The sequence below is a fragment of the Chryseobacterium sp. KCF3-3 genome, assembly GCF_045865955.1.
Lineage (GTDB): Bacteria > Bacteroidota > Bacteroidia > Flavobacteriales > Weeksellaceae > Chryseobacterium.
In genome coordinates, this window is sequence record NZ_AP035792.1 from 2,081,463 (window position 1) to 2,096,070 (window position 14,608).

Annotated in this window: 13 protein-coding genes; 7 read left to right on the forward strand and 6 right to left on the reverse strand. The window is 37.0% G+C overall.

Annotated elements, in window-relative coordinates; genetic code table 11:
• The first annotated feature begins 43 nt into the window (after positions 1 to 43).
• The 5 genes from ACKTTZ_RS09330 (at position 44) to ACKTTZ_RS09350 (ending at position 4,510) form a co-directional block, all read left to right on the forward strand.
• Positions 44 to 1,342, forward strand: a complete 1,299-nt coding sequence (locus ACKTTZ_RS09330) for a Y-family DNA polymerase (RefSeq protein ID WP_253315951.1) — start codon at positions 44 to 46, stop codon at positions 1,340 to 1,342.
• A gap of 58 nt (positions 1,343 to 1,400) precedes the next feature.
• Entirely contained in the window at positions 1,401 to 1,676 is a 276-nt protein-coding gene (locus ACKTTZ_RS09335) for a hypothetical protein (protein ID WP_034691674.1), read from the forward strand.
• A gap of 226 nt (positions 1,677 to 1,902) precedes the next feature.
• Positions 1,903 to 2,763 (forward strand): hypothetical protein, encoded by an 861-nt coding sequence (locus ACKTTZ_RS09340; RefSeq protein ID WP_051934172.1) that lies wholly within the window; start codon positions 1,903 to 1,905, stop codon positions 2,761 to 2,763.
• A gap of 11 nt (positions 2,764 to 2,774) precedes the next feature.
• Positions 2,775 to 3,587, forward strand: coding sequence for a hypothetical protein (locus ACKTTZ_RS09345; protein WP_407848495.1), 813 nt, complete (start codon positions 2,775 to 2,777; stop codon positions 3,585 to 3,587).
• Positions 3,588 to 3,595: 8 nt separating this feature from the next.
• Positions 3,596 to 4,510: a hypothetical protein gene (locus ACKTTZ_RS09350; protein ID WP_034691672.1), complete on the forward strand. Its 915-nt coding sequence runs from the start codon at positions 3,596 to 3,598 to the stop codon at positions 4,508 to 4,510.
• Here the strand turns inward: ACKTTZ_RS09350 and ACKTTZ_RS09355 are convergent, their stop codons facing one another.
• The 3 genes from ACKTTZ_RS09355 to ACKTTZ_RS09365 are packed head-to-tail and all read right to left on the reverse strand — an operon-like array spanning position 4,511 to position 7,833.
• Positions 4,511 to 6,070, reverse strand: a complete 1,560-nt coding sequence (locus tag ACKTTZ_RS09355; protein WP_081906361.1) for a helix-turn-helix domain-containing protein — start codon at positions 6,068 to 6,070, stop codon at positions 4,511 to 4,513.
• Between the two features lie 12 nt (positions 6,071 to 6,082).
• Entirely contained in the window at positions 6,083 to 6,694 is a 612-nt protein-coding gene (locus ACKTTZ_RS09360) for a YdeI family protein (protein WP_253315956.1), read from the reverse strand.
• A 5-nt stretch (positions 6,695 to 6,699) separates the two neighbouring features.
• Positions 6,700 to 7,833, reverse strand: coding sequence for a serine hydrolase domain-containing protein (locus ACKTTZ_RS09365; protein WP_407848498.1), 1,134 nt, complete (start codon positions 7,831 to 7,833; stop codon positions 6,700 to 6,702).
• Positions 7,834 to 7,933: 100 nt separating this feature from the next.
• Here ACKTTZ_RS09365 and ACKTTZ_RS09370 point away from each other — a divergent pair, with 100 nt between their 5' ends.
• Positions 7,934 to 9,262, forward strand: a complete 1,329-nt coding sequence (locus ACKTTZ_RS09370) for a M48 family metalloprotease (protein ID WP_034691662.1) — start codon at positions 7,934 to 7,936, stop codon at positions 9,260 to 9,262.
• Positions 9,263 to 9,392: 130 nt separating this feature from the next.
• On the opposite strand, the gene ACKTTZ_RS09375 is transcribed toward ACKTTZ_RS09370, so the two are convergent.
• The 3 genes from ACKTTZ_RS09375 to ACKTTZ_RS09385 form a co-directional block, all read right to left on the reverse strand.
• Positions 9,393 to 10,922, reverse strand: a complete 1,530-nt coding sequence (locus ACKTTZ_RS09375; RefSeq protein WP_407848500.1) for a hypothetical protein — start codon at positions 10,920 to 10,922, stop codon at positions 9,393 to 9,395.
• 107 nt (positions 10,923 to 11,029) lie between these two features.
• Positions 11,030 to 11,863, reverse strand: a complete 834-nt coding sequence (locus tag ACKTTZ_RS09380; protein ID WP_407848502.1) for a hypothetical protein — start codon at positions 11,861 to 11,863, stop codon at positions 11,030 to 11,032.
• 106 nt (positions 11,864 to 11,969) lie between these two features.
• A complete protein-coding gene (locus ACKTTZ_RS09385; RefSeq protein ID WP_034691655.1) occupies positions 11,970 to 13,511 on the reverse strand; it encodes a glycine--tRNA ligase in 1,542 nt (513 codons plus the stop codon).
• Between the two features lie 303 nt (positions 13,512 to 13,814).
• Here ACKTTZ_RS09385 and ACKTTZ_RS09390 point away from each other — a divergent pair, with 303 nt between their 5' ends.
• Positions 13,815 to 14,510, forward strand: a complete 696-nt coding sequence (locus ACKTTZ_RS09390; RefSeq protein WP_407848504.1) for a pseudouridine synthase — start codon at positions 13,815 to 13,817, stop codon at positions 14,508 to 14,510.
• The last annotated feature ends 98 nt before the right edge of the window (positions 14,511 to 14,608 follow it).

Here is a 14,608-nt window from a genome sequence, read left to right on the forward strand (position 1 = left end):
ATTGTGGTTTAAAAGATTATTTTATTCTTTAAAAACTATAATTTTGTATAGATTTTACTATGCAATTGTCATGTACGCTCTGGTAGATTGTAACAATTTTTTTGTTTCCTGTGAAAGGACTTTAGATCCTGATCTTGAAGGCAAGCCCGTTGTGGTTCTTTCCAACAACGATGGATGTGTTGTATCCAGAAGCAAAGAAGCAAAAGACCTTGGAATTCCTATGGCAGCTCCAGCATTTAAGTACAAAGAGCTTTTTCAGAAACATGATGTGAAAAGTTTTTCTGCAAAATTTGAACTGTATAATTACAAAAGCCAGCAGGTTATCAATATTGCCAAATCGTATGTCATTGACCATGAGGTTTACAGTATCGATGAGCTTTTTCTTGATTTGACAGGATTCAAATATATTGATATGTATGAGTATTGTCTTAAAATCAGGAATGAAATTGATGAGAAAGAAAATATTCCCGTAAGCATAGGAATTGCACCCACCAAAACATTATGTAAAGTGGCAAACAGAATCGTAAAAGAATTTCCGAATAATTTTAAAGGAGTGTATATTCTGGATACTCCTGAAAAAATTGAAAAAGCTCTGAAATGGCTCAACATAGGAGATGTATGGGGAATTGGAAGAAGGCTTGCTGCCAAAATGAACGATAGTGGAGTGTATAAAGCATGGGATCTTCTTCAGAAACCTGAAATGTGGGTTCGAAAAGTGATGGGAATTCATGGCGTAAGAATGATTCATGAATTGAGAGGAATTCGTCAGCTGGAACTGGATGCTCCTTCTCCAAAGAAATCCATCGCAGTCACCCGAAGCTTTATGCAGATGCTCACCAAGAAAGAAGAAGTAAGGGAAAGAGTAGAAACGTTTGGAATGTATTGCTCGGAAAGACTCAGGAAGCAGAATACCTGCTGTAAAATGATTACCGTTTTTGTGCAGACCAATCGATTCAGAAAAGATTTACCTGAATACAAAAATGCAATGACCAGAATTCTTTCAAATCCTACCAATTCGTCTATCCTTATCGGAAGAGTGGTCAATGAACTTTTTGAGGCCATTTACAGAGATGGGTTTCATTATAAGAGAGCAGGAGTAATGGTGAATGATTTTGTTCCCGAAGATCAGAGACAGATCGGTCTTTTCGAAGAAGATATTCAAAACCAGCATCTTCCTGTGATGAAAGCTATGGATGCGATGAACCGAAAATTTGGAAAGGATAAAGTACGCCTTGGAAGCATGAGCGGAGAAAATACTTTTGGTCGTGCAAAACTCTCCCCGGAATATGAAGCTTTCCTGAAAAAAAATACATTACCGGAAGCGAACTTCAGATTTCATTAAGACCTATTTTTAATTCAAAAAACTTTGCTTATTTTCCGCTTTCATTATTTCTTATCGAATGGAAAATAAATGTACTGATATCAATAATTTATTAGAAAAACTGTCTCTGGAAGATCTTTCCGGGTATGAATTTGTGGATTATTGGGATGCAGATACTACAGCTTTAGGACTGAAGAAGGGCAATGTTCTTATCTATATTTCAGCATATGACTATTATAAAACCAATGGCTATGATATCATTATTGAGGAACTTGAAACAGGAGCAATATTGAAATCGGAAGATAATAGATCATACGATGAACTTATTAATGACATTCAATTTTTTCTGAAATAATATTTTTCTTCAAAAAACATAAATTCTTTAAAAATTTCTATTGAAATAAGGTTTTGATTTTATTTTAAATAGTAAAATTCCGTATTTTGATAATGTAAAATATTGCTCTATTTTATTGTTTGTCAATTAATTATGTGTTTGTGCTAGAGGTTAGGCTATTGCAGGAGATCTGCTTTTACATTTATCTTTGGCCAAGAATTGTACACGTTTTAAAACCACAAATTACATGAAAAATCTAAGTATTTTGATGAAGGGAATACTGTTTCCTTTGTGCTTCTCAATAATTTATTCAAAAGCGCAGGTAGGTATTAATACTTCAAACCCTCAAACCACTTTCCATGTGGATGGAGCAAAAGATAATCCCTCATCCGGAGCTCCATCTTCTATCCAAATAGCTAATGATGTTGCTATCACTTCTGCCGGAGAAACAGGGATTGGAACCTTAACGCCAGCTGTTAAAATAGACACCCGTTCAGCAACAAATTCAGACAACTCAATCGGAATAGGAGAAACCAGCCAGACCGCTTCAGCAGCAGGTGGAGGAGCTGTAAGATATAATCCGCTGAATGGTGGAAAGATGCAGTATTCTGATGGTGTGATATGGCAGGACCTTATTTCTTCCCCTACTAAAGCGGTAGTTGTTGCCAATCTTCAGGCAGCTAACTTTGCGGTAAAAATTCCCTATCAGGTTTCTACAGGTGTTGCGGGATGGACGGAAGTTTCCGATCCAACAGGGAATTTTACTCCCGGAACAGGTGTTTTTATAGCTCCAAGAACCGGGGTGTATCTTATTTCTTTTACGTATGACTTTGTAAGAATTCCTATCGTTTCAGGCTACTTTTCAGAAGCAAGATATGTTGTGAACGGAAATACTACGGTAAAGAAATGCGTAAAATCTTACTCCAATATTTCAAAACAGGCACAGGTGGCCGGATCGTGTGTTGCCGGAGTTCAGTTGAACAAAGGAGATACGCTTCAGCCTTATATCTATCAGTCTGTTTATAACGGAAACCTGAGCCTGAGAACAGATACATCTTCTGCAAGCAATGAATATGGCTTTGTAAATCTTTCTATTTTAGAACAATAACATATTTGAATATGAGAAAAATATTAGGACTGGCTTTGGTCATTGGCTGTGGCATAGGGATGAAAGCACAGATAGGAATCAATATGTCTTCTCCGGAAGCAACTGTACATATAGACGGGCAAAAAAATACCACTGTTTCTATACCTTCCAGCTACTACGATGATGTTGTCATTACTCAATCTGGAAATGTAGGAATAGGAACAAAATCTCCCAAAACAAGGCTTGACCTGAGATCAGGAGAACGTTTAAATGCAATAGGAATCGGAGGAACTTCACAGGCTGCTTCTGCAGCAAAGGCCGGAGCGATGAGGTATAATTCCGGAGCTCAGGATCTGAGCTATTCTAACGGGACAACCTGGGTAACACTGGCTCATAAGGCTCCCAATGATTTTGTGGATGCAGAAAATGCTTCCCTACAAAGCTTCAATGATGGAGTACAGACAGCTGTTATCGGCTGGACTAAGAAAACAGATGTGAATAGCAGCTTTAATGCAGGTACAGGAACTTTTACCGCTTCAAAAACGGGGGTGTATATCGTGTCATTTACCTTTTCACTGGCTTCGGGAAGTATTGCAAATGATTCAAGGTATGAAACTTTGATTCAGACCAATTCAGCCTCTTCTTCAACCAATAAGGTATTCAAATGTGTAGGAAGTTACCCTGGAAACAATACCATTGGAAACCGTGTTGCAGGAAACTGTTCCGGCATTTTTAACCTGAACCAGGGAGATAATATTACAGTAAGCCTGAATCAGAAACTGGGAAGTTCAAAAACACTGGACACGGATTCTACGCTAACTTCTTTAAGTATTTTCGGATTATAAAAAGATACATGATGAAAAAGAATTGTTTACTGATTTTAATGACTTTAAGTTTCCAGTGTGCATTTTCACAAATTGGAATCAATACCCCAAACCCGCAAGGTATTTTACATATTGACGGGCAGAAAGATAATCCTTCTTCCGGATCAACATTTACACCCGCTCAGCAGGCTAATGATATTCTTGTAAATAATACAGGGAAACTAGGAGTAGGAACTTTGAGCCCGGCTGTAAAAGTAGACGCCAGAAATTCCGGAAACGGAGCGATTGGTTTTGGAACTTCTACTTTAACAGCTGTTGCAGCAGATGAAGGGGCAGTACGCTATAACAGCGGCGTAGAATATTCCAACGGAAATGAATGGCTTCCTTTGCTGACAGCTCAGCCTGCCAGTAATAAAGTGATTGTGATTGCAGCCAAAACAACGAATAACGTGAAGCTTGCAACTCCAGCCACACCAACCGTAACTGCCGGTTTGCAGAACAGGGCGAGTAACTACTTGGTAGATTGGAGTAAAACCTTTGAAAGTAACTCCGGCACGACCTTCAATGCCGGCACGGGAATTTTTACAGCACCCAGAAACGGAATTTATGTAGCCACTTTCACCACGGACCTGGCTCCATTGGCCATTAATTATACTACAGATCCTTTAAATCCTATTCAGATAGAAGCCATCTGGCAGCTTTATGATAATACGGCAGGATTGGCTGCCTCCAATATTGTCAATACAGTGAAATGTGCCAATACCATGTCCTCAAACAGTGTCGGAAATATTGATGCCGGAAGTAACTGTACCGCTTCATTCTATATGACGGCAGGACAAAGACTAATGCCTTATATCTGGTTTAATTTAAATAACTCAAACGTTGCGAATTTCTCGCTTAATAATACGGGAGGTTATAATAATCTTACCATAGCAGAACAGTAATCAGGAGATCTCATCAAGGGTTTTAATAAAAGCCGAAGGATGCAGCCCTGTGATCTTTTTGAACTCAAGAGAAAAGGCGCTGTGAGATGAATATCCCGTGATTTCAGCAAGATGATTGATCTTATATTTTCTATATTGAGGTTCGTTTTTCAATTGGGTGACAATATAATTGATCCTTAGATGATTAATGTACTGATTGAAATTGAATTTTTTATGTTTCTTAATAACCGTTGAAAGGTATTTTGTGTTGATATTCAACGTGTTTGCAAGGTTGTAACGAGAGATGTTTTTGTTGTTAAACTCAAGGTTTTCTTCAAAAATTTTTAATCCGTTTAGTATGTTTTCCTCTACTTCAGGCGAAATTTTTATTTCTATAGGAGTAGGGGTGTTTTTTGTCTGAATATCCTCAGAAGCTTCCTGTGGATCTTCCTCATAAATAACGGGAGAAATCCCTTCTCTGTAAATTTTTGCTACAACTTCTTTATGTTTTTTACGGAGACGAAGAGTATTGAAAATCACAGCGCCTAAAACAATAATCAGAGTAAGACAGGCTATAATAAGTCCTTTTGAAATGCTGTGACTTTCGTTGAGCTGTTGATGGAAGCTTTCCTCTTTTTTTGATAAAGTTTTGTTGACGGCCATGGCTTTGTTGTAAGCAATGCTGTCTTTTAAGGTAAGGTTTTCAATTTTATATTTTTCGGTATTAGACTCGTCGTGGAGCTGGGCATATGCTTCTTCAAGATTTTTCGTTACCTCAATTTTTTTTTCGTTGAAACCATACTGGTCTACAATGGCCAGAGATTTCTGATAATACAGGATTGCACTGTCTGGTTTATTCTGTTTTGAAAAAGAAAATCCGATATCATTAAGAATGTTGGCCTGAAGATAATAATTGCTTTCCCCTACTAATGAAAGAGCATTTGTAAAATAATATTTGGCTTCCCTGAATTTTTTTACTTCAGATAAATTATAGCCCATATTGGTGTAGGCAGAAATCAGCAATTCATTTCGTCTGGCAGTATTTTTTAGCTTCTGAAATTCCTGAATGGCACTTTTAGAATAAAATGCCTTCTCTTTGTACTGATCCTTATTGAGAAGAATCAAAAAAGAATTAAAGATCATGCCTTTCAGTTCATGTCCTTCTTCCGTATTATTGGTTTTTACTTCTGCCAGAGCATTTCTAAGACTTGTAGAAGATTCTTTAAGCAATCCGAGCTTTGCATACTGAGTTCCCTGCATTCTGTACGCCAGCGCCTTCCCAATGCTGTAATTGCTTTGCGTAGCTATTGTAAGCGCTTTATCTGCAAAATCAAGACTTTTTTCAGCATCTGATTTTAAATAGCTGTTGAAAGACTTTAAATAATAAGCCTTTGCAAGAAATTCCTGGTGGTTTCTTCTCCGGGCAGAATCAATGATCTTATTCAGAATAATTTCTGAGCTGTCAGGATTTTGAGAAGAAAGCATGCGGGCATACTTATATTGTCCCTCAAAATCAAATGATTGAGCGAGTGTAAAAATTGAAATAATAAGGAAGAAAAAGAGAATAATTTTTTTCTTCATTGTGTGTGTTTTTTATTTTTTCTGGTACTTCCAGTTGCGGCTTTTACCTTCAGCAATCCATTCCAAAGACTGTTCCAGTCTCTTATTTCTGGTAGCTTCTGTTTTAGCCTCGGAAACCCATGCAATATACTCTTTTCTGAAAGAGGGTGAAGCTTTTTCAAAAAAATCTTTTGCTTTTGGCTGGGCATTTAAAGCATTCTGAAAATAATCAGGAATTTCCATTTCTGTTTTGGAGGGTGCTGCTTTTTTCATGGTAACGCCCATATCCGTAAGCTCCATAGCTTCTGTAATTGCCTTTTTCAGCTGAGGTCTGGAAGGAAGATCTCCGACCTGCGTAATTTTTCCTAAACTGAACATCGAATTTTTCTCAATATCCTGAGTAATCTCCTGCATGGTTTTCATTTCCTTTTCCAGCCAGAATCCAAAAGTACAGTGCTGTTTGAAAGAAGCCATAGCACAAAGATTTTTCCCTTTATAAATAAAATGGGGAAAGCTCCACTTCATGGTTTCTTCGGCATCAGGACAGAACTCATGAACGGTTTCACGGATGTAATGCAGGATAGGTTTCGCAAAATCCTGTGATTTTTCAATATATGCATCAATTTTTGGACTGTATTTCTCCATCGTTTTTATTGGAATAATTGTACAATTTCATTAACAAGGAATTTTACCTGATCGGGCCTTCCTCTGTCATTTTTAGGGTTGTTGGAATAGCTTCCGGTTTTTACAATGACCATATTATGCTCCGGAACCATAATGATATATTGACCCTGTAATCCCAGAAAATAGTAATGTTTGATGGGGTTGTCATGATTGATCCAAAGGCCCATTCCATAAATGTTTTCAGACTTTTCGGTAGGAGTTCTCATCTGTTCAATGAAACCTTGATTGAGGATTTGCCGGTCTCCCGCTTTTCCGTCATCCAGAAATAACTGTCCCAGCTTGGCAAAATCTCTTGCATTGGAATGAATACAGCAATAGGTTTTTTCCATACCATGATCATCTGTAGTCCATTTTGCATTTTGTTCCATTCCCAGAGGAGCCCAGAACTTTTCTGATAAATAAGTTGCCAATGGTTTATCAAGAGCCTTACGCAGGGCAAAACCAAGAAGTTGTGTAGAACCGCTTTGATATTCAAATCTGACCCCTGGTTCTTCTTTGAATTTTCTTGTGAATACAGCTTTTACAAGGCTTTTTCCATAATAGGCTTTAGCATTGGGAAGAAAAGGATTGTTGTAGTCTTCATTCCAATCTAATCCCGCTTCCATTTGAGCTAAATTTTTAAGGGTAACCTGATTTCCGAAGGGTTTATTTTTAAATTCAGAATAAAAATCGGAGAACTTTTCATCAATAGATGGAATAATTCCTTCTTCCAGTGCTTTTCCCAAAAGCATCACAGTCACTGCTTTCGCCATAGAAAAAGAATTGGTTTGGGATAGCTGGTTATAGCCGTCCCAGTATTGTTCATGAAGAATTTTCCCATTCCTTATCACCACCAAAGCTGCTGTTTTGGAGCGTTTTAAATTGTCAACTAAATGTTTAGGTAAGTCTTTTTTGTTATACTCAGCATCCTCTTCCCAGAGCCTGGGCTCTTCCGTCGCAATAGGGTTGCTGGGGAAAAGGTCTCCATCGTCGATGTATGCACTTGATTTTCCTTTAAGGTAGGTTTTGGAAATACCACTAAATAAATAATCATATCCAAAAAAATAAGCTGCTGCTGCACCTGCTACAGCTCCACCTATCATATACTTTAGTATTCTCATTTTTTCATGAATGGGGTCTTTAACAAATTTAGAATAATTTGGTTATAAAATTTAAAATGAATCAGCAAATAAGTTATTTTTGTTCTTATTGAAGAAAACTATGACCAGAAAACTTTTTGTATTGGGGTACTTCCTATTTTCAATCATGGGAATGGCCCAGATTTATAAACCTATAGATACTGCAGATTATATACAGAGAAAAGCATTTTTAAAGAGTTTTGAAGGAAATAATGAAGCAACTGTAAAGAGGTTAAAGTCTCAATATTCCGGGAAAACAGGTTCTGAATTATCCAAAATTTATAAAGAATTCGGAACTGATTTTGAAAAGCAGGTGAAGAATAAGGATTTTATCTTTAAATCTGAATTTGAAACCAGTATACAATCTATGATTCTACGTCTTAAAAAGAATAATCCTACAATTCCTCAGGATCTGAAAATTCTGATTGCAAAAGACAACACTCCCAATGCTTACTGTCTTGCTGATGGAACCTTTGTCATCAACATGGGGCTTTACAGCTGGCTGAATAATGAGGAACAGATTGCTGCGGTAATTGCTCATGAGCTGGGACACAAAATAGAGGAACATTCCCTGAAGACTTTTTTGAAAATTATCGAACAGGATAAACAGGATAAAGTGGTGGTGCAGAATATAAAATCTACTACAACAAGCAGAAGCCAGGGCCAGAATCAAAAGGCATTCGATATTTTTAAAAATACAGCCTACAAGAAAGGAGTAGAAAGAAGACAAAGCGAAATGCAGGCAGATTCTCTCGGGTATGTTATCTTTAAAAACAGTGATTTCAAGAAAGCAGAATTTGTCAACGCTCTTCAGAGATTACAGGATTTTGATACCATTTCACCAAGAGAACTGAAGGTAGAAACGTATAAAAAACTATTTAATCTTCCCAAGCAGGCATTCAATGAAAAATGGATGAAGAAGGAAGATTTCTCTTTGTATAACTATAATTTCTATAAAGAAAAGCTGAACAAAGATTCTCTGGCATCACATCCTGAAGTTTCCAGAAGACTTGAAGTGCTTAAAAAGACTTTTGCAGAGCTTAAAACTCCTGTTAGCCCGGAAAAACCCTCAGATCTGTTTTTAACATTAAGGAAAACTGCGAGGATGGAGATTTTACCCAATTATTTCCATTCTGAAGATTATGGTTTGGGAATCTATGCTGCCATGCAGTTTTTGCAGGATGAAGAGGAAGAAAAATATTATAAAAGCTGGTTGGGAAGATGTTTTTCCAAAATATATGAAGCAAGAAAAAACTATAATCTGAACCGGTATCTGGATCGTATAGAACCCAAAAATCAAAGTGAAAGTTATCAGCAGTTTCTGAATTTCATGTGGAATTTAAGCCTTGATGAAATAAAAAATATTGCAGACTTTTATCAGACGAATGAGACGATAGCGAAGGTAAACTGATTTTCATTATGAATAATTGGAATATCAATAGGAACGGGCTTTAGCCCGTTTTTGAAATAATAGAAAATTCTATTGGCTTTAGCCAAACCTAAAAGAAAAACCCTGATGTTTAGCCAGGGTTCTTTTTGTATTAATAATTTAATTTTTCCAGACGGATCTTATTGAATTTTTCTTTTTCGTTATATTCCCGAAGAAGGATGTAGCCTTCTTTTCCAACGTATGGCGTTACTGCATAATTATCTTTTTCAGAAATTGGAATAATCTCCTGTTTGAATTTTCCATCAATAATGGTATTGATAAACAAATTCCATCTTTTCTGCCTGGTTACTTCGTCTTTTTGATAGTCACGATAGAAAAATACTACGTCTTTTCCTCCGTTGAGGTATTGTGAGAAGAGGTAATCGCTGTTGACCCATTTTGATTTTTCCTTTTCAAAAACCTGAACATTTTTCACTTTGAAATCTTTATCCGTGTAGATATACACAAGATCCGTGGTCTTCGGAGCGTTGTATTGCCCTGCCGGTTTGTATTTTTCGGATAAAATACCCACACTTCCATCGTTCATAAAGTACATATCTTTGGTCTGAAGCATATAACCGCTTTCTACCATTCCATATTTGTCGACCTTTGGAAGAAAAGCAGAAATATTGGGTTCATAATTGATCGCTTTCATATCAACTGAAAAATCAGATTTGTTGAGGACCATTCTTGCAAATCCCACTGATTCTGAATCATCATAGTTTCTTCCCAATACAACTACTTTATCATCAAACGTTTTATCATTATCAAGCTTTCTGTAGTTGGAGTAGAAGGATTCAATATTATCTATTGTATCATCAGATAGTCCGGTAATCGGTTTGTTGGATGTTTCTTTTCCGGTTTTCATGTCAAGAACCATCAGATTGAATGTCTTCTGCTTGTCATTCACTTTCTTCAGGATACAGTACATATAATTTTCGTCTCTTTCCAGAACGGATAAAGTGGTGTACAGTTTTTTACTTCCGTCAGTGTTATATTTGTATCTCCAGATTTCCTTTTTGTTGTCATCAAATCTCATGAGGCTGTTGCTGTTTTCGTACTTCCCGTAGTCTTTGTATTCAACAGCAAAATAACCACCTTCTTTCAGTTCTCCTACTGCAGAAACGTAGTTGTAGCCTTTCTCTTTTTTCTCATCACGGTTTTCCTTACGTTGTTCTTTCCAGCTTTTCGGCTCGTTGATCTCTTTGAAACTACCGTTTTCCAGGTAATCATAATATATTTTTCGGGTAATAGAGTTGGTTTTCGGATCAATTACCATAGAAACCGGAGTAAATACTTCTTTGCTTTTCACAAGAGAATAATCCATCATGGAAGGCTTTAAGATAATCTGACCTTTAAAATCAACATATCCCAAATAAGAGGCAGCCGTGATATCTCCTTCAAATTCTTTATTGGCAACAGGGTTGAGGTTTTTGTCCAGGATAACATATTCAAACTTTTTGGTTTTATCACCGGATTTTCCATAAGAATATAGAGAAACGTAGCCGTAAAGATTGTCTTTATCATCAAATAGAGCATTCATTCCCACGTGATCACCTGCAGCGAGAGTTGTGAGGTCCTGAGTTTGAGAAAATGCAAATGTCTGGATGAGCCCAAACATTATCAGCGTTATTTTTTTCATGGTTAAAATTTGAAGGATAAAAATAATAAATTAACCTATATGTTGCGAAAAATAAAAAGCTCTGAAAATAATTCCAGAGCTTACTATCTAAAAATGCAAAATAATTATTAATAGTACTCGTAAAGCCAGTTATGAGTACTTGTTCCATAACCAGAACTGTCATATGTAGTAACAGCTTTGGTAGGATAGTTATCTCCGTTAAGCGTGTAAACTGCAGTGATTTTGTTCGTTCCATTGGATGAACCAGAATAACTCTCGGTTTGATTCAATAAATTATTATAACCTATTTGTCCGTCACTCACGTCAAATAAATTGATCTTAACAAAACCTTTTATACCTTTCATCGGACTATTGAAGGTGTCATAAGTATTGGTGATATTGTAGGTAACTCCGTTATAAGTATATTTGGCTGAAGCCACATTTCCGGCATTGGTTAAATTAACATCCACCTGTGCAAATACAAGATTGGAATATGTTCCTGTCGCAGGATTATAAGTTCCGCTTTTATATTCATCAAACTGAACATGGGTATCACTGAGATACTGATAGATTTTGGTATAGGTAAGCGTTCCCTGTTCTTTATCAGTTATCTTTTCCGTTGAAAGTCTTCCATTAGAATAGGTGAATTCTCTCATAAGAACCAGAGTGCCACCAATAAATTCTTCTGTTTTAGCAATATAATCTCCACTGTAAGTATAAACAACTCTATCATCATCCAGTGCATTATAAGTTTCTACAAGCTTATCTCCATTATATTTGAATTCAACCACATAGGGCTGGCCTCCCGGATTGACGTCAGTTGCTTTTTTTAAGAGATGAAAAGGACCGTTATTATTGTTCTGAGAATTATTGCTGTTGTCTCTGTGGTCGGCCGGATTATCATTAGACACACAACTTGAGAGCAATGCCACAGCAAGTGATGAAAACATCAGTTTTTTCATGGTTATTATTAGTTTAGTTTTTAGTCCGCTAAAAATAATCATTTTTATGGTAGGTTGATCCGGAATGTGCGAAAAATAAAAAAGCCCTGAAACCAGGGCTTTTAAACTATAATTGAGAAAGTAAATTTCTGAAGTTCGTTTTCTCATCGATGATTCTTCTCAACTCTGAAACAGGAACTCTTTCCTGCTGCATCGTATCTCTGTCTCTGATGGTTACCGTGTGATCAACTAAAGAGTCATGATCTACAGTGATACAGTATGGAGTACCAATGGCATCCTGTCTTCTGTAACGTTTTCCGATCGCATCTTTTTCTTCGTAGAATAAGTTGAAATCATATTTCAGATCATTGAAGATCTTTTCTGCATATTCTGCTAAACCATCTCTCTTCATCAATGGAAGAATAGCTGCTTTAATTGGTGCTAATGCTGGTGGTAACGATAAAACTGTTCTTTCTGAACCGTCTTCTAACGTTTCGTCTCTTAAACAATGAGAGAAGATTGAAAGGAATAATCTGTCTAAACCTACAGAAGTTTCCACTACATAAGGAACATAGTTTTCGTTTCTCTCAGGATCAAAGAACTGAAGTTTTCTTCCTGAGAATTCTTCATGCGCTTTTAAGTCGAAATCCGTTCTTGAGTGAATACCTTCCAGTTCTTTAAATCCGAATGGGAAGTTAAACTCAATATCAGCCGCAGCATTTGCATAGTGAGCAAGCTTTTCGTGATCGTGGAATCTGTAGTTCTCATTACCCAAACCTAAAGCTCTGTGCCAGTTCAGACGTTTTTGCTTCCACTGCTCGTAGAATTCAAGTTCCGTTCCCGGAGCAACGAAGAACTGCATTTCCATCTGTTCAAATTCACGCATTCTGAAGATAAACTGTCTTGCAACAATCTCATTTCTGAAAGCCTTACCAATCTGAGCAATACCGAAAGGAAGTTTATGACGTGAAGTTTTCTGTACATTCAGGAAGTTCACAAAGATACCCTGAGCCGTTTCCGGTCTCAAATAAAGATCCATTGCACTGTCGGCAGAAGCTCCCAGTTTTGTTCCGAACATCAGGTTGAATTGTCTTACCTCCGTCCAGTTTTTAGAACCTGTATCAGGATCTGCAATTTCAAGCTCTTCAATCAAAGCTTTTACATCAGCAAGATCTTCATTTTCCAGAGACTTTGCCAGTCTTGAAAGAATAGCCTCTCTTTTGGCTCTGTATTCCAGAATTTTTGGATTCGTAGCCACAAACTGATCTTTATCGAAAGCATCCCCGAATCTTTTCGCTGCCTTTTCGATTTCTTTATTCTCTTTATCTTCAATTTTAGCACAATAATCTTCCACCAAAACGTCTGCTCTGAAACGTTTCTTAGAATCTTTATTGTCAATCAATGGATCGTTGAAAGCGTCTACGTGGCCTGATGCCTTCCATGTAGTTGGGTGCATAAGGATCGCCGAATCAATGCCGACAATATTTTCGTTAAGCTGTACCATAGCTTTCCACCAATATTGTTTGATATTATTTTTTAGTTCGGCACCGTTCTGTCCATAATCATAAACAGCGGATAAACCATCATAAATCTCACTCGATGGGAAAATAAAACCATATTCTTTAGCGTGAGAAATCACTTTCTTGAAAACATCTTCTTGCTTTGCCATAATTTTTTTAACGTCTGAAATGCAAAAATATGAATTTGGAATCAAAATCATGAGTTTCAATAAAAAAAGCCGTTAATAAACAGGCAAATATTTACAATTTAATTTTTAAGGAGCCGGGAACCCGCTCTCCGTTGCAATTCCTCGCTCGGCGGCTCTGCTTCGCGCCGCCGCCTCACTGCGGGATTTTCTCTTAGATCGGGGCTATTGATAAAGGAATGTCTAAACCTAACAGGTTTTCAAAACCTGTTAGGTTTACCAAGATAGCAGCATATAATATCAGTCGAAAATCTTTACTTTTGCACCATGTTAGAAATTCTTTATCGTGACGAACATATTATAGCCATTAACAAGCCCAGCGGATTACTGGTTCATAAATCTTTCTATGCGGGAGAAGCCGATACCTACGCTATTCAGGAATTGAAGAAGCAGATTGGGCAAAAAGTGTATCCTGTACACCGTTTAGACCGAAAAACTTCGGGTGTTCTGCTGTTTACCCTAGATAAAGATACTCTTAGAATCATGAGTGAACAGTTTGCATCACGAGAAGTGGAGAAGAAATATCTGGCCATTCTTCGGGGCTGGACAAAAGAAGAAGAAACCATTGATTATGATTTAGTTAATGAAAATGAAGTTAAACAAAATGCCGTTACAAACTATCGCCGTTTGCAGACTTCAGAAATAGATTTACCTTTTCTAAAGCACCAGACTTCGAGATATTCTTTGGTAGAAGCAATTCCTGAAACCGGAAGATTCCATCAGTTGAGAAAACATTTTAAACATATTCTGCATCCTATTTTAGGTTGCCGTAAGCATGGCTGCAATAAACAGAACAAGTTGTGGCTTCAAACATTTGAGATCAATAAAATGACGCTTCACGCCCATCAATTGATTTTTAATCATCCTGTTTCTAACGAAAGAATTACCGTGAATGCGACTATAGATGAAGAGTTCAAAAGAGTAGGGGATATCCTGAAATTGGATCTGAGCGCCTATTCTTAATTAAAACTTTAAGATTTTAAATAACCTTGACAAGGTTGGGGAAGGTATTTCTCTGCTTCTATTGTTTTAACGCAATGCTCGCAAAGTTTAACTAATAC

Excerpts from the sequence above, each read along its gene's own strand:
- ACKTTZ_RS09335 (WP_034691674.1), top strand. The coding sequence starts at position 1,401 with ATGGAAAATAAATGTACTGATATCAATAATTTATTAGAAAAACTGTCT.
- ACKTTZ_RS09340 (WP_051934172.1), top strand. The coding sequence starts at position 1,903 with ATGAAAAATCTAAGTATTTTGATGAAGGGAATACTGTTTCCTTTGTGC.
- ACKTTZ_RS09345 (WP_407848495.1), top strand. The coding sequence starts at position 2,775 with ATGAGAAAAATATTAGGACTGGCTTTGGTCATTGGCTGTGGCATAGGG.
- ACKTTZ_RS09350 (WP_034691672.1), top strand. The coding sequence starts at position 3,596 with ATGATGAAAAAGAATTGTTTACTGATTTTAATGACTTTAAGTTTCCAG.
- ACKTTZ_RS09355 (WP_081906361.1), bottom strand. The coding sequence starts at position 6,070 with ATGAAGAAAAAAATTATTCTCTTTTTCTTCCTTATTATTTCAATTTTT.
- ACKTTZ_RS09360 (WP_253315956.1), bottom strand. The coding sequence starts at position 6,694 with ATGGAGAAATACAGTCCAAAAATTGATGCATATATTGAAAAATCACAG.
- ACKTTZ_RS09365 (WP_407848498.1), bottom strand. The coding sequence starts at position 7,833 with ATGAGAATACTAAAGTATATGATAGGTGGAGCTGTAGCAGGTGCAGCA.
- ACKTTZ_RS09370 (WP_034691662.1), top strand. The coding sequence starts at position 7,934 with ATGACCAGAAAACTTTTTGTATTGGGGTACTTCCTATTTTCAATCATG.
- ACKTTZ_RS09375 (WP_407848500.1), bottom strand. The coding sequence starts at position 10,922 with ATGAAAAAAATAACGCTGATAATGTTTGGGCTCATCCAGACATTTGCA.
- ACKTTZ_RS09380 (WP_407848502.1), bottom strand. The coding sequence starts at position 11,863 with ATGAAAAAACTGATGTTTTCATCACTTGCTGTGGCATTGCTCTCAAGT.
- ACKTTZ_RS09385 (WP_034691655.1), bottom strand. The coding sequence starts at position 13,511 with ATGGCAAAGCAAGAAGATGTTTTCAAGAAAGTGATTTCTCACGCTAAA.
- ACKTTZ_RS09390 (WP_407848504.1), top strand. The coding sequence starts at position 13,815 with ATGTTAGAAATTCTTTATCGTGACGAACATATTATAGCCATTAACAAG.